Here is a 16,614-nt window from a genome sequence, read left to right on the forward strand (position 1 = left end):
GGCGCGGCCGAAGCGGTCAGATGACCGTGCCCACGTCTGTTGCGACCACGCTGTCCAAGGCGCGCTCGGCTACGGCGGCAATGGTCATCGACGGGTTGCACGCCGCGGTGTTCCCGGGCATGAGCGCACCGTCGAGCACGTACAGGCCCCGCTGGCCGTGCACCCGGCCTTCCAGATCACAGACGGCCCCCATACTCGCGCCACCCAAGGGATGCCAGGTCGAGGGGAACAGCAGATTGGTGTCGGTGAGAATGCCTGTCGGGCCTGCGATCCGGTGGGCGGCCGGGCCGATGTGATTGTCCTGGATGTAGCTGTCCCCGTCCTGCGGCCACTGCAGAACGGCGTCGTCGCGGGCCGCGTCGTAGACGAAGTGCCCACGGCCGTCGCTGACGCCGTACCCGACCATCATGGTGCTGTTGGCGTCGGAGCCCATCGGCGGGATGGACGCCTGGATCACAGTGTGGGCGGCGTGCGGGTCGGACCAGTTCTTGCTTCCGTAGACGACCGGGCCGCCCTGTTCCGCACCGAAATTCGCGGTCGGATCGGTCCACAGGTAGATGCGGTCGGCGTTGGTGCCCCAGCCCTGCCCGAGCCCATCGGGCATATCGGGGATGAGGCCTTTCGCCGAGGCGCGCACCAGCAGCCGGGTGGTGTTGAGGCTTCCGGCGGCCAGCACCAGCGCGCCGGTGGTGATGATCTTGTTCTCCAGCACGGCGCCACTGGTGTCGAGGCGTTCGACGTGGACGATCCACTTGCCGTCCGCGGCGCGCTCGACGTCGGTGACCTGGTGCAGCGGCTCGACCGTCACCAAGCCGGTCGCCTCGGCGGCGGCGATGTAGGTGACGTCGACCGAATGCTTGCCGCCGTTGTTCACCCCCATGGCGCCGTCGCCGTTGGTGTAGGAAGGCTTCATCTCGCCCCGCAGCTCGGCCAGGGCGAAGTTCCAATCGATGGGCATGGGGACCTTCGACAGCGGAAGCCCGGCGCCGCGCACATGGTCGGCGAAGACTCGGGCCGCCGCGTAGTTGGGACTGTCGACCAGCTCGTCCGGGGCGACGGCCAAGCCGAGCATGCGTGCCACCCGCGGGTAGTGCACCCGATCCATCGTCGCCCAGTCCAAGGCCTCGGGGAAGTGGGTATCGAACACCTCCCGCGTCGGTTGCAGGGACATCCCTTGATAGACCAGCGATCCGCCGCCCACGCCCGCTGCGCACAGCGCGGTCATGTTGGTACCGGGCACCGCCTCCACGAGGCCGGTGTACGGCTCGAATACCAACGGCTTGCCGAACAACACCGGGCTGGACTTGTACCAGAGCACCCGCTTGTCCAGCGCCGAAGCGCGCGGGAAGGTCTCCGCGTTCGGGCCGGTCGGCCAGCGCAGACCTCGTTCGAGCACCAGGACCCGCACTCCGGCTTCGGCCAGGCGCAACGCGGTGACACCACCGCCGAACCCCGATCCGATGACGACCACTCGATGCTCTTCACGGGTGAGCGGAACGCTGTTCACCCGCGCGGCGATCGGACTCGTCGTGTTCGCGTAGCGCGAGGCGACCAACAGGCCACCCGCCGCGGCTGCCCCGGTCAACAGTGACCGGCGCGAAATTGCTGACATCACACACCCTCGAAGATCAGGCGCGAGCTCGGATCTCGCGCGGCCGACCATGGCCGCTACGGGACAGTAATATAACCGGACATACGTGTCCGGTGGTGGTCGGATATGTAGCACAGGTCACAATCCCGCGCGTGGTCCGATGGCGACGGATGCAGGTCGCGCAGGACGCCGTCATCGGGTGCCCGACGAGCGGTTCGGGCAGGTCGGCCGGGCCTTCGTGGTGACCAAGCGCCCGGTCGCCGAGGACGACCTGATCGCCCGGAGCCGGGACCGGATGGCCGTCTACAAAATCGCGCTCAACGCAACCGGCAAGGTGATGAAACCACCAGATGCGGTACGGCGTTCGCGCGCTGGATATCGTGCACACGCCACCCGCAGAAAGGATGCCGCATGACCGAGTTCCGTGATTTCGACGCGCTGCGCGCCGCGGTGGGGACCGTGCTCGGGCCCGGGGAGTGGCTCGAGATCGATCAGCGGCGCATCGACCTGTTCGCCGAGGCGACCGGCGATCACCAGTGGATCCACGTCGATGCCGCCCGCGCCGCCGACGGCCCGTACGGCGCCACCATCGCACACGGGTTCCTCACCCTCGGGCTGCTCGCTCCGATCAGCCAGCAGCTGATGTCGGTGCCCGCGGCACGGATGGCGATCAACTACGGGCTGAACAAGGTCCGCTTCATCAGCCCGGTCCGGGTCGGCAGCCGGGTGCGCGGCACCGTCGCGCTCACCGCCGTCACCGATGTGCCGGGCGGGGTCCAAGTCGAACGCACCGTGACGATCACCGCCGAGGGCGCGGACAAGCCGGCTTGCGTCGCCGAGCACGTGGTCCGTTATCTGGCCTGACGGCGGATGCTGATTCGCAACGCGCCACGCAGTCCGGCAGCCCGCACACCGAGGCGCGCCGGCGCGGCGGGCGAATCATCGATGCGACACGGGGCTGCGTCCGCCGGCACCGGGCTTCACACCGCCGCTCGGAACTGCTATACATTAGGGGAGGCTTACCTCGTTAGTCGAGGCTAACCTCAGCGATAAGGTGACCCTGTTGTGAGGCTTCATGTACGTCTGCATTTGTAACGCGGTGTCCGAAGGTGACGTGCACACCTGCGTTTCCGCGGGCGCCGACAGCATCCGCCAGGTGAAGAACGCCTGCGGATGGAAGCCCGGCTGCGGCAGCTGCACGGCGCGCCTGGCCGAGGTGTTCGGCCGCGCACGGGCGTCCGCCGAAGCGCAACCCTCGGCCGCCTAGTCGACACACCAGGCGGTCTGCCGGCCGCTGCGCGCATTTTGTGCCACGATCGCTGCTATGGACGGCGACAAGGACATCGTTGCGCTGCTCAACGAGCAGCTGACGGCCGAACTCACGGCGATCAACCAGTACTTCCTGCACGCCAAGATGCAGGAGAACTGGGGCTTTACCAAGCTGGCCCGGCATACTCGGCACGAGTCCATCGATGAGATGAAACATGCCGAGATCCTCACCGACCGGATCCTCTTCCTGGAGGGCCTGCCGAACTACCAGAAGCTCAACCCTCTGCGCATCGGGCAATCGGTGCCCGAGCAACTGCGGGCGGACCTGCAGATCGAGATGGAAGCGGTCGAACGGCTTCGCCGGGGCATCGAGTTGATGCGTTCGCGCGGCGACGTGACCTCCGCTCGCATCTTCGAGCAGATCCTCGAAGACGAAGAGCAGCACGTCGACTACCTGGAAACCGAGCTCGATCTGGTGGAGAAACTGGGTGAGCCCCTGTATCTCCAGCGCTTCACCGAGACTCCGGACGACTGATCGGCTGCTTCCCGGTGCGACGCGGAGAGACCGCACCGGCGTTACGCCCCCACGCGCTATGCCGAGGCGTAACGCCGGGCCAGCCGCCTCCGGTGCTCGGCGGGCGCGTACCGAACAGTGCCCGATTCAGTGTGGCTCGCTCAGCGGGAGAGCCTTGATCAGCCGTTGAGCCAGACGTCTTTCAGTCGCGTCGCCGCGTCGGCCGACTGACGCACACCCGCCGCATAGGCGGGAGCCAGCGCCGCCGCGTCGAACAGGTCGAGTCCGAACACGGCGACGGCTTCCTCGTCGGGGACTATGGAAATCTCTGTCGCCGAGCCCAATTCGCGATCGCTGGGGATGCGCGGGAACATGTGCGCCAAGGGTTCGAGAATCACCACGACATCCGCGCCCGCGGCCAGGTCCGCGTTGACCGGCGAGCGCAACCCGCCGTCGATGTAGTGGCGGCCGTCGATCGGGATCGGCGGGAAGACGCCGGGCACCGAGGTGCTCGACGCCAGCGCCGCGGGCAACGACGCCGCGCCGTCCCTGGTCCATGCCCGCAGTTCACCGGTGGTGATGTCGATGGCGGTCACGATGAGATCGCGCGCGGGCCATTGCGCCACACCGGCCAGCCCGCCGATCCGCGCGATGTGCTCGTCCGGGTCACCGGCCTGCGCGGCCAGCGCCAGCTCCCCCGCGCGGCGGCGCGCCTGGGCCGGATCCTGTCCCGGGGCACGCAGCACGGCGAATATCTCCGCCATGCGCGCCGGATCCGCCCGCACCGGCGCCGCCGACGGGGACGGTGGCCGCAACAATCGCGCCGGATCACCGCCGTCGGCCAGGACCGCGCCGACGACCGCCCCGGCGGAGGTCCCCACGAACCGGTCGGCCGACGACAAGTCGACACCGTTGTCCCGCAGCCCGACGGCCAGTCCCGTCAACCACGAAATACCGACCGGACCACCCCCGCCCAGCACGAGCGCGACCGAGAAACCATTGGCTGCCATCGTGTCCGACATGCCGCCAGCCTATCCGCCGAAGCGCGGCTCCCAACTCCTACGGCGGGTGATCGTCGTGGCTCACGCCGCTGCCTCACCCGCCCCTTCGACGATCTCCACCGATCTCCCCCGCATTCGCAGCACTCGCCTCACCCACGGTCAGGTCCCGCGACATCGATGGTCATTCCGGTCGCGCGCATTCGCGTGGTTCTCGCCATAGACCCATCCGAACAACCCGTTGCTGCGCCGTACGATCTTCGTGTTGTGCGGCGCCATGACGAATGTGCCCACCCAACCTTTCAGGCCCGAGCCGATGGTGCCCGCGCGCCGGAGCGCGAGGTCGGACTGGCGGCCGACGCGGGGATCCCGCGATCTGTCCGGGCTCAGCGAATACGGCTCCGCGATTGCGCGGGCTCACGGTGTCGTCAGGGCAACAAGCGGTCGCATCCGGGTGGCACGAAGACTTGTCGACGCCGTCGCGGCCAGAGCGATCGACAAGCCCGCCGCGACAATCGCGGGATACATCCACCACGGACCGGCCGGGATCGGCGACCCGGTTTTGACGATGCTGTAGGGAACGACGGTGGCCGCCGCAGCGATCGTGCCGAGAACGATCGCGATGCCGGTCGCCGCGGTGCTCTCGACCACCACCGTCCCCAGCACTTGCCGACGCGTCGATGACGTCAGGCGAAGCAGGCCGAACTCTCTGCGACGTTCCCAGGTGGCCGCGATCAGCGAGTTGCCGACCGTGATCGAGCAGAATGCGATGATCATCGCCACGACAAGGTAATTGGCGGCCGCGAACTGCGGACCGATGTCGTCCGCGGCGCGGTCCGCGATGCTGTCCTCGGTGCTCTGCATATACAGCGTGCCGGTGGCGATGCCGATGAGCAGGGTCAGTGCGCCGACGACCGTACTCGCGTCCGCCGCGCGAGCGGCCAGATTACGCAGAGCCAATCTGCCGACGCTGCTCGGCAGCCGGGCCGCGAGGCCGCCGAGCGGCGCGATGGCCAGTGGACTCAGGAGAGCCAGGCCGATCGCGACACCGATGCACGCGGGTCCGGCTCCGGCGGCCAGGAGGGGCCCGTCGGCCATGAACAGCGTGCCGATTCCGCAGCCGCATCCGATCAGCAGGAATGCCCCGCCGAGGATCGACCTCGCCCGGGAGACCGCGACCGCCTCCGCGCCCGAGGCCCCGGCCGGCGCGAGCACCGGCGCGACCATCGCGGCGCGCCTACCCGCGAGCCCCGCGGCCGCCATCGCCGACAGCGACGAGACGGCCGCGCCCACAGCGATCGTCCTCTCGTTCACGGCGAGCTGGATCGGCTCGTCGACCACACCGAACGCGATCATCCGGTCGAGCAGGAATGTCCCGAGTCCGATTCCCGGTAGCAGGCCGACGATCATCGCGGGCAACGCGACCGCGCAAGTCTCCACGAGCACCAGTGCGCGCACCTGCCGGGGAACAGCGCCGATCAATCTGATCAGGGCCAACTCCCGGGTGCGCTGCTGAACGACGAGTGCGACCGTGGCGGCGATTCCGAAAGCCACGACCACGACAGTCCAGCCACCCATGATCGCCGCCAGGATCGCGAGCGATTCTCCTTGCGGTACCGCGATACCGGTCTCGACCAGTGTGGCGAAGGCGATCAGCAGCGTGGTTCCAGCCGCGATCACGCACGCCGAAGCGATGTACGCCGAGACGCGCGCTCGGACCGTACGCAGGGCGAACCGCCACATCACCGGACACCACCCCGTGCGGCGGAGCCGTCACCCAGCCGCGCCATCCGTGCCGCCACCACGTCGGCGCTGGGTCGGGACAGCATGTCCACCACCCGTCCGTCCGCGAAGAACACCACGGCGTCGGCCACGGCCGCGGCGATCGGATCGTGGGTGACCATCACGATGGTGCGCCCGTCCCTGTCGACCGCTTCCCGCAGCAGACCGAGCACTTCGGCGGCGGCACGGCTGTCGAGGGCGCCGGTCGGTTCGTCGGCGAAGATCACGTCGGGCGCGCTCAGCAATGCGCGCGCGATTGCCACGCGCTGTTGCTGACCACCCGACAGCGCCGCGGGCCGCGTCCGCGCATATCGCTCGAGGCCCAGCCGCGCCAGTACCTCGCGGACGGCGTCGGCCGGAACCGGACGGGAAGCGAATTCCAATGGCAGCGTGACGTTCTGCGCCGCGGTCAAAGTGGGAACCAGGTTGTAGGACTGGAAGACGAAGCCGAGGCGATCGCGACGCAGGCGTGTCAGCGTGGTCTCGTCGAGCGTCGTGAGCTCGGTGCCCTCGATCGAGACCGAGCCGGACGTCGGCCGGTCCAGCCCCGCCGCGCACTGCAGCAGCGTGCTCTTGCCCGAACCGGACGGTCCCATGACCGCCGTGAAGGTGCGCCGCGGAAAACCCAGGCTCACATCGTCGAGGACCCTGACCGCGGCAGGCCCTTCGCCGTACACCTTCACCACCTGACGCAGCTCCACGCAGTAGCGCGCGAGTGGCGCCTGCGGCACATTCCGTGAGTACACCGTACGAGTCATAATTGCATGGTAACGAGCGCCCGCCGGATATGTCGCATCGAGTCATTGAGAAGGTCTTTACCAGCATGTATGTCAGATAGAGCACGATTTTCACCTCCGGACCACCCCAAGGTAGACTTTCGTCACCACAGAGAAGACCGTGACGAAAAGAGGGCGAGGATGCCGACCTGCCAGATCTGCGGCCGGGAACTGGCGCCCGCAGCACGCGGCAGACCCGCCAGATACTGTTCCCGCGCATGCCGCGCGCGGGCGTACCGCGAACGCGTGGCGGCGAAACAGCGACAGGCACCCGCGTCCGCGGAGGCGGCGGGCGCCGGACTATCCGTCGATCGCGTGGTTCGGGCAGCGATCGAACTGGTCGATCGCGAAGGCGGCTTCCGCCTCTCCATGCGCCACACCGCCGCCGAACTCGATGTCGGCGTGATGTCCCTCTACCGCTACGTCTCGGGAAAGGAAGAACTCGGTCGGCTGATGATCGACGCGGTCTTCGGCGATCACCCGCTACCGGAACCCGGCCCGCCGGGCTGGCGAGCCAAGCTGGAACTCTCCGCGCGGCAAGAATGGCAAATCTACCGCGATCATCCTTGGGTGCCAGAGCTTTTCGCGCTGACGACCAGACCACCGATCGCGCCGCGGCTGATGGCCTACACCGACTGGCGCATCCGCGCGGTCGACGACCTCGGCCTCGACTTCCCCACCATGGTCCGGATCGCGATCATGGTTTCGACCCACACCCAAAGCTCGGCGTATCCGCTTGCCCGGGAACAATTCGCGAAGAACACCCGCGAGGAATGGCTGGACGCCCGCACCGGGAGAATCCAGGAGGCGTTCGCCTCGGGCGCGCTTCCGATGATCGCGCGGTTCGGGGACGACGCCCTGGAAGCCTCTCAGCCGCACAGCATTTTCGAATTCGGACTGCGGTGCCTGCTCGACGGCGTCGAGAACATCATCGTCGAGCGCGACGCCCACTGATGCGCTGGGACGCCCTGACCAGCGAAACCCCTGCGGGACAATCGGATCGGTTACGCTGGGGGGTGAGTCAGGGAGGCTGATAATGCCAATCAGATATCGTCAGCGCAAATCGTTCGGGCCGCTGAAACTCAACTTCACCCAATCGGGCCTGTCGTCGTGGAGTATCAAGATCGGTCCGTGGTCGTGGAATTCCCGAACCAAGAAGAACAGTGTTGACCTGCCCGGTCCGCTGGGCTGGCGCCAGCGCTGAGCGGACCGCGGATTCAGGCCCAGACCCGCGACAGCGCCGAACGGGAGTACGTCCGCTGGGGCGTCACCGTGATCAGGTCACAGACCTCGACGAGTTCACCCGGCACCGCATTGCCGAAGTGATGCAGACCCGGCGCGATCACGGCGTCGACGCCGAAGGTGCGCACGACTTCGATCAGGCGATCGACCGGCGCGTCGGTACCGGCGCCGAAGGTCACCGTCTTACACAGCTCATAGCCCAGACGTTTGGCCAAACTCCGCATCTGCGCTTCATCCCAGTCCTGGGACACACCCGAGACGTCCTTGCGGAGATATCCCAGCGCGGGTGGTTTGGCCCTCATCGGTACTCCCTTGCCGCGGTCGTTGCTGAAGTCGTCGAAGCACCTGCGCTCCCTGCGGCTCGCGCCGTGTCGACGCATCGGATCGCAGGGGGAGCATGTTATTGACATCATATGTTGTCAACAGCAGTCGATGTCAACATGTGCGGCGTTCGACGCGTTCGGCTTCCCGGCATCGCACGCACCGAGCGTACCGCCGCCGCCTCGGCCGCGCCGGGTACCGAGATCCGCCCCCTGCCAGCAACTTTCGATAGCTGCGCGGGTGAGACAGTGCCGCTGTGGCCGCACCGCCGACGCGCGGTCCGCCGACTACTCCAGAATCCCGGTCTGGCCGCCCGATCCGGGCGCTCGGGTCACCGGCCGCCGCGCCAAGACCACACCGAGGGCGATCATGCCCGCACCGAGCACGAAGTGCAGCCAGTTGTCCGCCGTATCGAGCGGCACGAAGTTGGCATCGCTGTCGGGATTCACGACGAGCCCGTACAGCCACAGCACCAGATAGAGGACACCCCCACCGACGAGGAACGCGCGCGCCGATGGGGCGGTGCGGGCGGCCAGCACTCCGGCGATGCCGAAAGCCAGGTGAACCGCGTTGTGCAGCACCGAGACGCTGAAGAGTCCGAGCAACTGGGCCTGGGAGTGATGTCCCGCCCAAGCGAGCTCACCGTAGTGGGTGGTGATCCCCGGAATGAACCCGAGGATTCCGACCAGGAGGAACGCCGCTCCTACCGCCGTGGCGGCGACCTGCAGCGGAGACCGTCGATCCGTTGTCGCGCCGGGTGTGGAAGTGGACATCGCCGAACCAGCCCTTTCGGTGTGGGTGGACCTTCGTCCCCACCGTGCTACCCGGGCGAAAACGGGGCAAACAGCGGCAGCACCGCGGACGAGTGACCACTGAGCCATCGAATCGGCAGAGCGAGCGAACGAACGAGATGCTCGGTTGAGACCCCACCCACATACCGCGCAGCGGCGGCGCGGCCGTGATCCCCATCTCCTCCGCTCGCCACACCGGGAGCCACGCCACCGGAAGCATCGGCGTTCGCGCTGGTACACCCCCCGCGGCGGAATCGGTCGCGCGTTTCGGAGGAAATTCGGTGCCCCGCCGCGGATTCGCGCGCGCCACCCGGTCGGTGAATACTGTCAACGACTCGAAAACAACTGTCCGCCTTGGTAAGCCGACGCAGTCTGTCCATCGGATGGTGATGCCAGGGAGGCGATGACCGTGTTGGTTTGGTGCGTTGTGGCGATGATCGTGGTGGTCCTGCTCGGAGGAGCGGCGACGGCGATGGCATGGGATCCGCGGGGGCGTCGCCGCTCTGCCGCCGCCACGCCGGTTCCGGTATCGGCGACATCGGAGTCCACCATGTCGACGCGGGGCGACTGGCCGCGCACACGCTGAAGGCGAGATCCGGCTGGCCGCCCCGCGGCCGCGGCGGATCATCGCCGCGGCCGCGGGTGCGACGGACCGCTCAGCTGACGGAGACGCTGCCGCCCTTGGGCAGATAGCCGATCTTCTCCACGGGCAGCTCACCGACCACGGAACCGGTGCAGTCCCGTCCGGAGTACAGCGTGACGGCACGATCGGTGCTGTTGACGACGGTGATCTGGAACGTGGTGTAGAAGGTGCCGTCGGTGTTCAGGCAGCCCACCGGATCCGCGTGCAGTTCGCCGTTGATCCCCAGCGTGCCGACCGCGGCCTGCGCCGTCCCCGCCGACAGCATGGCCGCGGCCCCCGCCAGGGCCAGCGCACCGACAAACCCAGCAGTACGAATCATTCGTGCCTCCAGTTCTTTTCGATGTCGGCCAACCCCGAAGCCGACGTCTGGTGAAAATGCGCCTGTGATTCTGTCACGAGTTCCAGCCGGGCGGAACCGTGCTGGTCAGACGCACGAGACACGACAACGCCCGGCCGGGCACCGAGGGCGCCCGGCCGAGCGGGATCGCGATCAGGCGACAGCGCCCTCGCCGCGAAGGGCCTTGGCCTCCCTGCGCACCCCGAACGCGACGATGACCTCCATGAGGCCGATGATGATCAGCCACACCCCGGCCAGGACCGCCAGCGTGGCCACCGACTGCACCGGCCAGACGATCAGCACGACACCGGCGATCGCGGTGACGACGCCGAAGAGCACCTGCCACCAGCGTCCCGGCAGTTCCGGTTCGGAGATCGCGGCGACCAGCAGCGCGATCCCGCGAAACAGCCAGCCGATGCCGATCCACAATCCGAGCAGCAGCAACGAGGCCAGTTCGTCGCGGAAGCAGAAGACGCCGATCACGATGGACAGCACGCCGATGATGAACGACAGCACCCGCAGGCCGGTGCTGGCCGGCGCGCCGAAGGCCGCGATCAGCTGCAGGAAGCCGGTGACCACCAGGTAGATGCCGAAGATGATGCCTGCCGCCGCCAGAGTGATATCGGGCCAGGCCAGGATCAGAATGCCGAGGATCACCGCGAGAACGCCGGTGAGCAGAATGGTTTGCCACGCACGGCGGGCAAGAGACTGCAGGGGACCCTCTACCACGCTGTTTGTCGTCATTACATGATGCTATAGCGGCTCAGTATATGTTTACTGGACATTTGCTGACTGGAGTGCAGCGCGGCTGTCCAGCCGGCACGACGGCGTTGTCCTGTCTTCACGTTTCGCCATCCGGACGGCCGGGTAGTTATCCCTTAGTGACTCTTCGTTGGCGCCCCTGGGGTGAACGGGTGGGTCGGGGTTCGGTGAGACTCGGGTGGCTAGGAGAAGAGGGTGGCGGTTCTGCTCGTGTTGCAGGCGCGTGGGCTGGGTGATCTACTCACCGCCGTCCCGGCTCTTCGTGCGCTGCGCCGAGCCAAACCGCACGATCGCATCGTCTTGGCCGCGCCGCTGCGACTCAAGCCGATCGTCGATCTGATCGCCTCGGTCGACGCCCTTGTGCCCACCTCCGATCCGGGTAGCCTCCGCTGGGACGCGCCTCCGCCCGAGTTGGCGGTCAACCTGCACGGCGCGAGCGCCGAGAGCATCGTCACGCTGTCCAAGACCCGGGCCGAACGCATCCTCACCTTCCGCAACCACGCGTTCCCCGAGTTGTCCGGCCCGGAGTGGAACCCGGACATGCACCAGGTGGACCGCTGGTGTCACCTGCTGGAGTACGACGGCATCGGCGCGGACCGCCGCAACCTCGGACTGGTTCCGCCGGTGTCGACGACCAGCCGTCGCGACTGCGTGGTCGTGCACGTCGGCGCGGGCGCACCGGCGCGCCGCTGGCCACCGGACCGGTTCGCCGCCGTCGTCCGGCACCTGCTCACCCTCGGGCGAGAGGTGGTCATCACCGGAGACGAATACGAACGCCAGCTCGCGCTCGGCATCGCCGCGCGGGCCGGCCTGCCGGTCGGCCGAGTGCTGGCCGGGCAGCAGAACCTGATCGATCTGGCCGCCACCGTCGCCGAGGCCGCGTTGGTGATCTGCGGAGACACCGGCGTGGCGCACCTGGCCACGGCGTTCGGCACCCGCACCGTCCTGTTGTTCGGCCCGACACCGCCACGGTGGGCGGGCCCACCCGCGCACCTGCTCGGCCGGCACGCCGTGCTGTGGACCGGTCAGGTCGGCGATCCGGACGCCGACACTCCCGATCCCGGCCTGTTGCAGATCGGCGTCACCGAGGTGATCAACGCCGTCGACAAGCAGCTGAGCAAGCGCAGTTGGCCCGGCACGGGTACCGACCGCCGCAAAACGGCGTACCGGCGGGTGGGATGACCACCATCGGGACGACGAGCGTCCCGTCCGCGGTCAGGTCGCCGTCGCGGCGGTCCTGAGCGCCGCGGAATAGGCGGCGATCGCGCTCGGCCAGAACTGCTCGAGATAGTCGCGGGCATCGGCGAGACCACGTGGATCGAGGGAGTACAACCGGCGATTGCCGTCCGGCCGCATCATCACCAGCCGCGCCTCGCGCAGCACCCGCAGGTGCTGCGAGACCGCCGAACTGGTCACGCCGATTTCCTCCGCGAGTTCGCCGACCGAGCGTGCGGCCTGCGGCAGTGCCTCGAAGATCGCGCGGCGGGTCGGGTCCGCCAGCGCAGTGAGGGCACGAACTCCATTAGTCGCCACTCACACAGTGTGCGCATCCGGCGTTTCGCCGGTCAACTGTCGCCCTGACATCGTCATCCCAGCTCACTCGGGAATCCGGCGCCTGTCGTCACCTTCCCGTGACCGACGAGCTGGGCTTTTGGCCCACGGTGACGGTTGCCACAGGATTGCGGACGCTCACGACAGGTCCCGTACGTTCGACTCATGCCCGTGACCTTTCCGTTACCGATCCGTCGCGTCGCGACGCGGTTTCGCCGCGACAGCGCCGCCGCTCGCGTAGTCGCCGCGTCCGCGGTCGTCACCGCATCCTTCGGCATCCTCGCCGCGGCGCAGCAGGACGAGGACACCGACGCGTCCGCCCGTCTCGTCGCGGGGAAGATCGCCTCGGGCGAGATCCGCCCGGCCGAGGGCATGGCTCGATTCGCCGTCTTCACCCCGCCGCAGACCCCGGCTCCGCAGGCCGCCCCGATGCCCGCGCCCTGGGATCCCAACCGCATCGCGCAGGACTTCGCCCCGCCCAAGACCGTCCGGCCCGCCGCGGGCGTACTCACCTCGAATTTCGGCACGCGCTGGGGCGCGATGCACGCGGGCCTGGATTTCGGCGACCCGATCGGGGCGCCGATCGCCGCGGTCACCGACGGCGTCGTGATCGACGCCGGTCCCGCCTCGGGCTTCGGCCTGTGGGTGCGCGTGCGACAGGACGACGGCACCATCGGCGTCTACGGGCATGTGAACGACATCCTCGCCAGTGTCGGCCAGCCGGTCCGCGCGGGCGACGTCATCGCGACGGTCGGCAACCGTGGCTATTCCACCGGCCCGCACCTGCACTACGAGGTCCGGCTGCCCGACGGCACACCGATCGATCCGCGGCCCTGGCTGGCCGGGCGCGGCATCGATGTCGGGTACGCCCAAGAGGACTGATCTCGATCCGGTTCGCGGGCATGGGGGGCTCGCGAACGAACTCGGCGACAGCGCCGTCGCCGGCGATGGGCCGCGAACGCAACGACGCGTTCGCGGCCCGATTCTTTGCTCCGAGCTGAACGGGCATCCCGAACGCGACGACACCGCGATCACGCCACAGGATCACATCGCGTGCGCCCACTGCCGGACGAACGGCGACGAGCCAGGACACGACCGTATGCGGCCACACGTGCGTCTGCGGTACCCCCACCGATACCCGGGTACTAGATGCGAATAGCGCCGCGGCGGGACGACCGCCGGGGTCGGCGATTTCTACGTTCGGTCCATGTCCACAACACATTTCGCCGCCGCACCCGAAGCCGAGTCGCGAGCGAGAGCGCAGAGGGCGACGCGTGGGCGACTGCATCGACCGCTGCTGGGCACGGTCGTCGCGATGGCCGCGCTCGTCCTGTTCTCCCTCGCGGCGATGCTGGTCGACGACCGCACACTGCTCGGCGAATCGGTCTGGCTCAAGCCGATGAAATTCGGTTCGGCCTTCGTCCTCTACAGCCTCACCCTGGCGTGGCTGCTGTCGTTGCCGCACAAGGGCAGCCGGGCCACCTGGTGGCTGGGCACGGTGTTCGCGGTGACCGGACTCATCGATGTGGGATTCATCGTGCTGCAGGCCGCACGCGGTACGTTCAGCCACTTCAACACCGAGGCCGACCCGGTGAACTCGATCGGGCAGATGGTCTTCGCCTCCGGCGTGCCCGGCCTGTTCCTGGCCAACCTGGTCATCGTGCTGATCCTGTCCTGGCAGCGTTTGGTGGACCGGCCGACCGCACGCGCCGTCCATGCCGGCCTGGCCCTGGCCGTCGCGGGCATGGCGCTGGGCTACCTGATGGGCTTCACCGGCAAGCAACTCGTCCGCGACAGTGACGGACGACTCGTCGAATTGGCCGCCGGGCACACGGTCCTGTCCGGCGCCGGCGATCTCGCCGCCCGCGACGCCATGGGCGGCATGCCGATCACGCACTGGAGCACGGAAGGCGGTGACCTGCGCGTTCCGCACTTCGTCGGGCTGCACGGCATCCAGGTGCTGCTGCTGGTGGCCGTCGCGCTCGCCTGGCTCGCTCCCCGGTACCGCTGGCTGCGCCCGGAACGCGCCCGCGCGGCCGTCGTGGGTGTGCTGGCGGCGGGCTACGCAGGCCTGCTTGCGCTGGTCTTCTGGCAGGCGATGCGCGGCCAGTCGCTGGTCCACCCTGACACCGCCACCTTGGCGGCGGCCTGCGGACTCGCCGCGACGGTCGGCGTGCTGCTCGGCGCGGTGTATCTACGCCACCGCGGCTGCGCCGCACGCCCACGCACGGCGCAGCCGGTCAGCGCAGGCGTTCCGCGTCACGGGTGAGCGCGACGAGCGTTTCGCCGAGCGCTGCCAGTTCGTCGGGCGTCGCCCCCTCCGCGATGGCGGTGGCGACGTCCTCGGCGGCGCAGCGGGCGGCGAACCAGCGATCGGCCAGGTCGGCGGCCTCCTGGGCACTGAGCACGACCGCGTCGTCGGGAATTCCCGTTCCCTTCAGACTGTTGCGGTGTTCGTAGGCGCGTTGGCGACAGGACTGGCGGCAGTACCGGCGACGACGGCCGGCCTCCGATTCCACGATCTCCCGCCCACACCACTGGCAGGACAAGCGGCGCGACATGACGCAGAACACTAATAGCTCGCTACCCGCGATCCGCTCAGCGACCCCCGGCGAATCGCCCGTCTTCGGGCGCGACGAGTCTTCTGTGACGCTGGCACTACAATGGAACGGTTCACCGCGGCCGCGTCGGGAACTATCGGCGCAGGCCCGATCGTTGTACATCAGGTCCGGCGAATGCCCCGCGCACTCGCGCGGACACGGTCGCAGCGCACGAAGACTCGAGCACACAGGGAGAGGCACACCATGGCAGATCGCGTACTCCGAGGCAGTCGGCTCGGAGCGGTGAGCTACGAGACCGATCGCGACCACGACCTGGCTCCGCGTCGGATCGCCCGGTACCGGACCGACAACGGCGAGGAATTCGACGTCCCCTTCGCCGACGACGCCGAGATCCCGCCGACCTGGCTGTGCCGCAACGGCCAGGAGGGCGTGCTGGTCGAGGGCACCACCCAGGAGACCAAGAAGGTCAAGCCGCCGCGCACGCACTGGGACATGCTGCTGGAGCGCCGCAGCAAGGAGGAGCTCGAGGAGTTGCTCAAGGAGCGCTTGGAGCTGCTCAAGACCCGCCGCCGCGCCTGACGGTTCGCGAATACCGAAACGGCCGCCGCATCGTCCCGATGCGGCGGCCGTTCGCTGTGCGCGTCGTCGCGCGAGTCAGTGACTCGCGACCTTCCGATAGCGCAGCAGCGCCAGCGGCACGGCCACCACGAGGATCGCCACCGAGCAGGCGGCCGCGTATTCGACGCAGTGATCGGCGGCCCAGCCGCTGGGCGGGACGAAGGTGGGCGGCGAGTCGTTGTCGAACAGCTTGCGACCCGCCGCCGACACCGCGGTGATCGGATTCCACTCGGCGATCGTGCGCAGCGGCCCGGGCAGCGTCTCCGCCGAGATGAACGCCGAGGAGATGAACGTCAGCGGGAACAGCCAGATCAGCCCCGCGCTCTGGGCCACCTCGACGGTCGGCGACAGCAGGCCGGTCAGCGCACCGACCCAGGACATCGCGAACGCGAACAGCAGGATCACCGCGAACGCCAGCACGGCGTCGGAGACGCTGCCGTGGATGCGCCAGCCCACGATGTATCCGCACCCGACCATCACCGCCAGGCTGAGGATGTTGACCACGAGATCCGACAGCGTCCGGCCCATCAGCACGGCCAGCCGCGACATCGGCAGCGCCCGCATCCGGTCGATGATGCCCTTCTGCAGGTCCCCGGCCAGACCGACCGTGGTGAACGCGGCATTGAACGCCACCGTCTGGGTGAAGATGCCTGCGAGCAGGAATTCGCGGTACTGCCCGCCGCCCAGCGAAGCGCCGAAGATGTAGGCGAACAGGAACACGAACATCAGCGGTTGAATCGTGGCCGTCACCAGCAGCGTCGGCACGCGCAGGATGGTGAGCAGATTGCGGTGCGCGACGATCGCGCTGTCCCGGAACAACCGCAGCCGTGGGGCGGAATCCCGTCGCGTCGCAGCTTT

20 protein-coding genes and 1 pseudogene are annotated in these 16,614 nt (G+C 68.3%); 10 read left to right on the forward strand and 11 right to left on the reverse strand.

Features of this window, described 5'->3' with window-relative positions:
* Window positions 1-16: 16 nt before the first annotated feature.
* A complete protein-coding gene (locus ON21_RS25785; RefSeq protein ID WP_083880896.1) occupies window positions 17-1,612 on the reverse strand; it encodes a GMC oxidoreductase in 1,596 nt (531 codons plus the stop codon).
* Window positions 1,613-1,767: 155 nt separating this feature from the next.
* Here ON21_RS25785 and ON21_RS25790 point away from each other — a divergent pair.
* The 4 genes and pseudogenes from ON21_RS25790 to bfr form a co-directional block, all read left to right on the forward strand.
* A pseudogene (locus ON21_RS25790) lies at window positions 1,768-2,006 on the forward strand (AMP-binding enzyme); the annotation flags it as partial.
* Window positions 2,003-2,455 (forward strand): MaoC family dehydratase, encoded by a 453-nt coding sequence (locus ON21_RS25795; RefSeq protein WP_039801802.1) that lies wholly within the window; start codon window positions 2,003-2,005, stop codon window positions 2,453-2,455. The pseudogene ON21_RS25790 and the gene ON21_RS25795, both read left to right, overlap by 4 nt.
* 211 nt (window positions 2,456-2,666) lie before the next feature.
* Window positions 2,667-2,858: a (2Fe-2S)-binding protein gene (locus ON21_RS25800; RefSeq protein WP_039801804.1), complete on the forward strand. Its 192-nt coding sequence runs from the start codon at window positions 2,667-2,669 to the stop codon at window positions 2,856-2,858.
* Between the two features lie 57 nt (window positions 2,859-2,915).
* Window positions 2,916-3,395 carry a bacterioferritin gene (gene bfr / locus ON21_RS25805; protein ID WP_039801806.1) on the forward strand — a complete coding sequence of 160 codons (480 nt, stop codon included), beginning with the start codon at window positions 2,916-2,918 and terminating at the stop codon, window positions 3,393-3,395.
* Window positions 3,396-3,553: 158 nt separating this feature from the next.
* On the opposite strand, the gene ON21_RS25810 is transcribed toward bfr, so the two are convergent.
* From ON21_RS25810 to ON21_RS25820, 3 genes are all read right to left on the reverse strand, one after another.
* On the reverse strand, window positions 3,554-4,396 hold the full coding sequence (locus ON21_RS25810; protein ID WP_051021348.1) for a patatin-like phospholipase family protein: 843 nt from the start codon (window positions 4,394-4,396) through the stop codon (window positions 3,554-3,556).
* Between the two features lie 393 nt (window positions 4,397-4,789).
* On the reverse strand, window positions 4,790-6,115 hold the full coding sequence (locus tag ON21_RS25815; RefSeq protein WP_039801807.1) for an FtsX-like permease family protein: 1,326 nt from the start codon (window positions 6,113-6,115) through the stop codon (window positions 4,790-4,792).
* Entirely contained in the window at window positions 6,115-6,912 is a 798-nt protein-coding gene (locus ON21_RS25820; protein ID WP_051021349.1) for an ABC transporter ATP-binding protein, read from the reverse strand. The genes ON21_RS25815 and ON21_RS25820 overlap by 1 nt, the downstream gene beginning before the upstream one ends.
* A gap of 333 nt (window positions 6,913-7,245) precedes the next feature.
* Here ON21_RS25820 and ON21_RS25825 point away from each other — a divergent pair, with 333 nt between their 5' ends.
* On the forward strand, window positions 7,246-7,884 hold the full coding sequence (locus ON21_RS25825) for a TetR/AcrR family transcriptional regulator C-terminal domain-containing protein (protein WP_051021350.1): 639 nt from the start codon (window positions 7,246-7,248) through the stop codon (window positions 7,882-7,884).
* Window positions 7,885-7,966: 82 nt separating this feature from the next.
* Window positions 7,967-8,134 carry a DUF4236 domain-containing protein gene (locus tag ON21_RS37370; protein WP_083880898.1) on the forward strand — a complete coding sequence of 56 codons (168 nt, stop codon included), beginning with the start codon at window positions 7,967-7,969 and terminating at the stop codon, window positions 8,132-8,134.
* Window positions 8,135-8,147: 13 nt separating this feature from the next.
* Here the strand turns inward: ON21_RS37370 and ON21_RS25830 are convergent, their stop codons facing one another.
* From ON21_RS25830 to ON21_RS25845, 4 genes are all read right to left on the reverse strand, one after another.
* On the reverse strand, window positions 8,148-8,474 hold the full coding sequence (locus tag ON21_RS25830) for a hypothetical protein (protein WP_039801811.1): 327 nt from the start codon (window positions 8,472-8,474) through the stop codon (window positions 8,148-8,150).
* 306 nt (window positions 8,475-8,780) lie between these two features.
* Window positions 8,781-9,266, reverse strand: a complete 486-nt coding sequence (locus tag ON21_RS25835) for a DUF4383 domain-containing protein (protein WP_039801812.1) — start codon at window positions 9,264-9,266, stop codon at window positions 8,781-8,783.
* Window positions 9,267-9,940: 674 nt separating this feature from the next.
* Window positions 9,941-10,246, reverse strand: coding sequence for a hypothetical protein (locus tag ON21_RS25840; RefSeq protein ID WP_039801814.1), 306 nt, complete (start codon window positions 10,244-10,246; stop codon window positions 9,941-9,943).
* Window positions 10,247-10,417: 171 nt separating this feature from the next.
* Window positions 10,418-11,008 (reverse strand): HdeD family acid-resistance protein, encoded by a 591-nt coding sequence (locus ON21_RS25845; protein WP_039801815.1) that lies wholly within the window; start codon window positions 11,006-11,008, stop codon window positions 10,418-10,420.
* 213 nt (window positions 11,009-11,221) lie between these two features.
* Between ON21_RS25845 and ON21_RS25850 the strand changes: the two genes are divergently transcribed.
* The gene (locus ON21_RS25850; RefSeq protein ID WP_039801817.1) at window positions 11,222-12,208 is read left to right on the forward strand and encodes a glycosyltransferase family 9 protein; all 987 of its coding nucleotides are present in this window, start codon (window positions 11,222-11,224) and stop codon (window positions 12,206-12,208) included.
* A gap of 33 nt (window positions 12,209-12,241) precedes the next feature.
* Here the strand turns inward: ON21_RS25850 and ON21_RS25855 are convergent, their stop codons facing one another.
* Complete coding sequence (locus ON21_RS25855) at window positions 12,242-12,559, reverse strand: ArsR/SmtB family transcription factor (protein ID WP_039801818.1); 318 nt, start codon at window positions 12,557-12,559, stop codon at window positions 12,242-12,244.
* A 183-nt stretch (window positions 12,560-12,742) separates the two neighbouring features.
* Here ON21_RS25855 and ON21_RS25860 point away from each other — a divergent pair, with 183 nt between their 5' ends.
* Both ON21_RS25860 and ON21_RS25865 read left to right on the forward strand, forming a co-directional pair.
* On the forward strand, window positions 12,743-13,459 hold the full coding sequence (locus tag ON21_RS25860; protein ID WP_039801820.1) for a M23 family metallopeptidase: 717 nt from the start codon (window positions 12,743-12,745) through the stop codon (window positions 13,457-13,459).
* A 325-nt stretch (window positions 13,460-13,784) separates the two neighbouring features.
* Window positions 13,785-14,846 (forward strand): hypothetical protein, encoded by a 1,062-nt coding sequence (locus ON21_RS25865; RefSeq protein WP_086006487.1) that lies wholly within the window; start codon window positions 13,785-13,787, stop codon window positions 14,844-14,846.
* Here ON21_RS25865 and ON21_RS25870 read toward each other — a convergent pair.
* A complete protein-coding gene (locus ON21_RS25870; protein ID WP_039801822.1) occupies window positions 14,818-15,138 on the reverse strand; it encodes a hypothetical protein in 321 nt (106 codons plus the stop codon). The two genes, ON21_RS25865 and ON21_RS25870, sit on opposite strands and share 29 nt — an antisense overlap.
* A 243-nt stretch (window positions 15,139-15,381) precedes the next feature.
* Between ON21_RS25870 and ON21_RS25875 the strand changes: the two genes are divergently transcribed.
* Window positions 15,382-15,717: an RNA polymerase-binding protein RbpA gene (locus ON21_RS25875; protein WP_039801823.1), complete on the forward strand. Its 336-nt coding sequence runs from the start codon at window positions 15,382-15,384 to the stop codon at window positions 15,715-15,717.
* Window positions 15,718-15,792: 75 nt separating this feature from the next.
* Here the strand turns inward: ON21_RS25875 and ON21_RS25880 are convergent, their stop codons facing one another.
* Window positions 15,793-16,575 carry an ABC transporter permease gene (locus ON21_RS25880; RefSeq protein ID WP_039801859.1) on the reverse strand — a complete coding sequence of 261 codons (783 nt, stop codon included), beginning with the start codon at window positions 16,573-16,575 and terminating at the stop codon, window positions 15,793-15,795.
* Window positions 16,576-16,614 lie beyond the last annotated feature (39 nt).

The organism is Nocardia araoensis NBRC 100135 (assembly GCF_000308435.1).
GTDB classification, from domain to species: Bacteria; Actinomycetota; Actinomycetes; order Mycobacteriales; family Mycobacteriaceae; genus Nocardia; species Nocardia araoensis.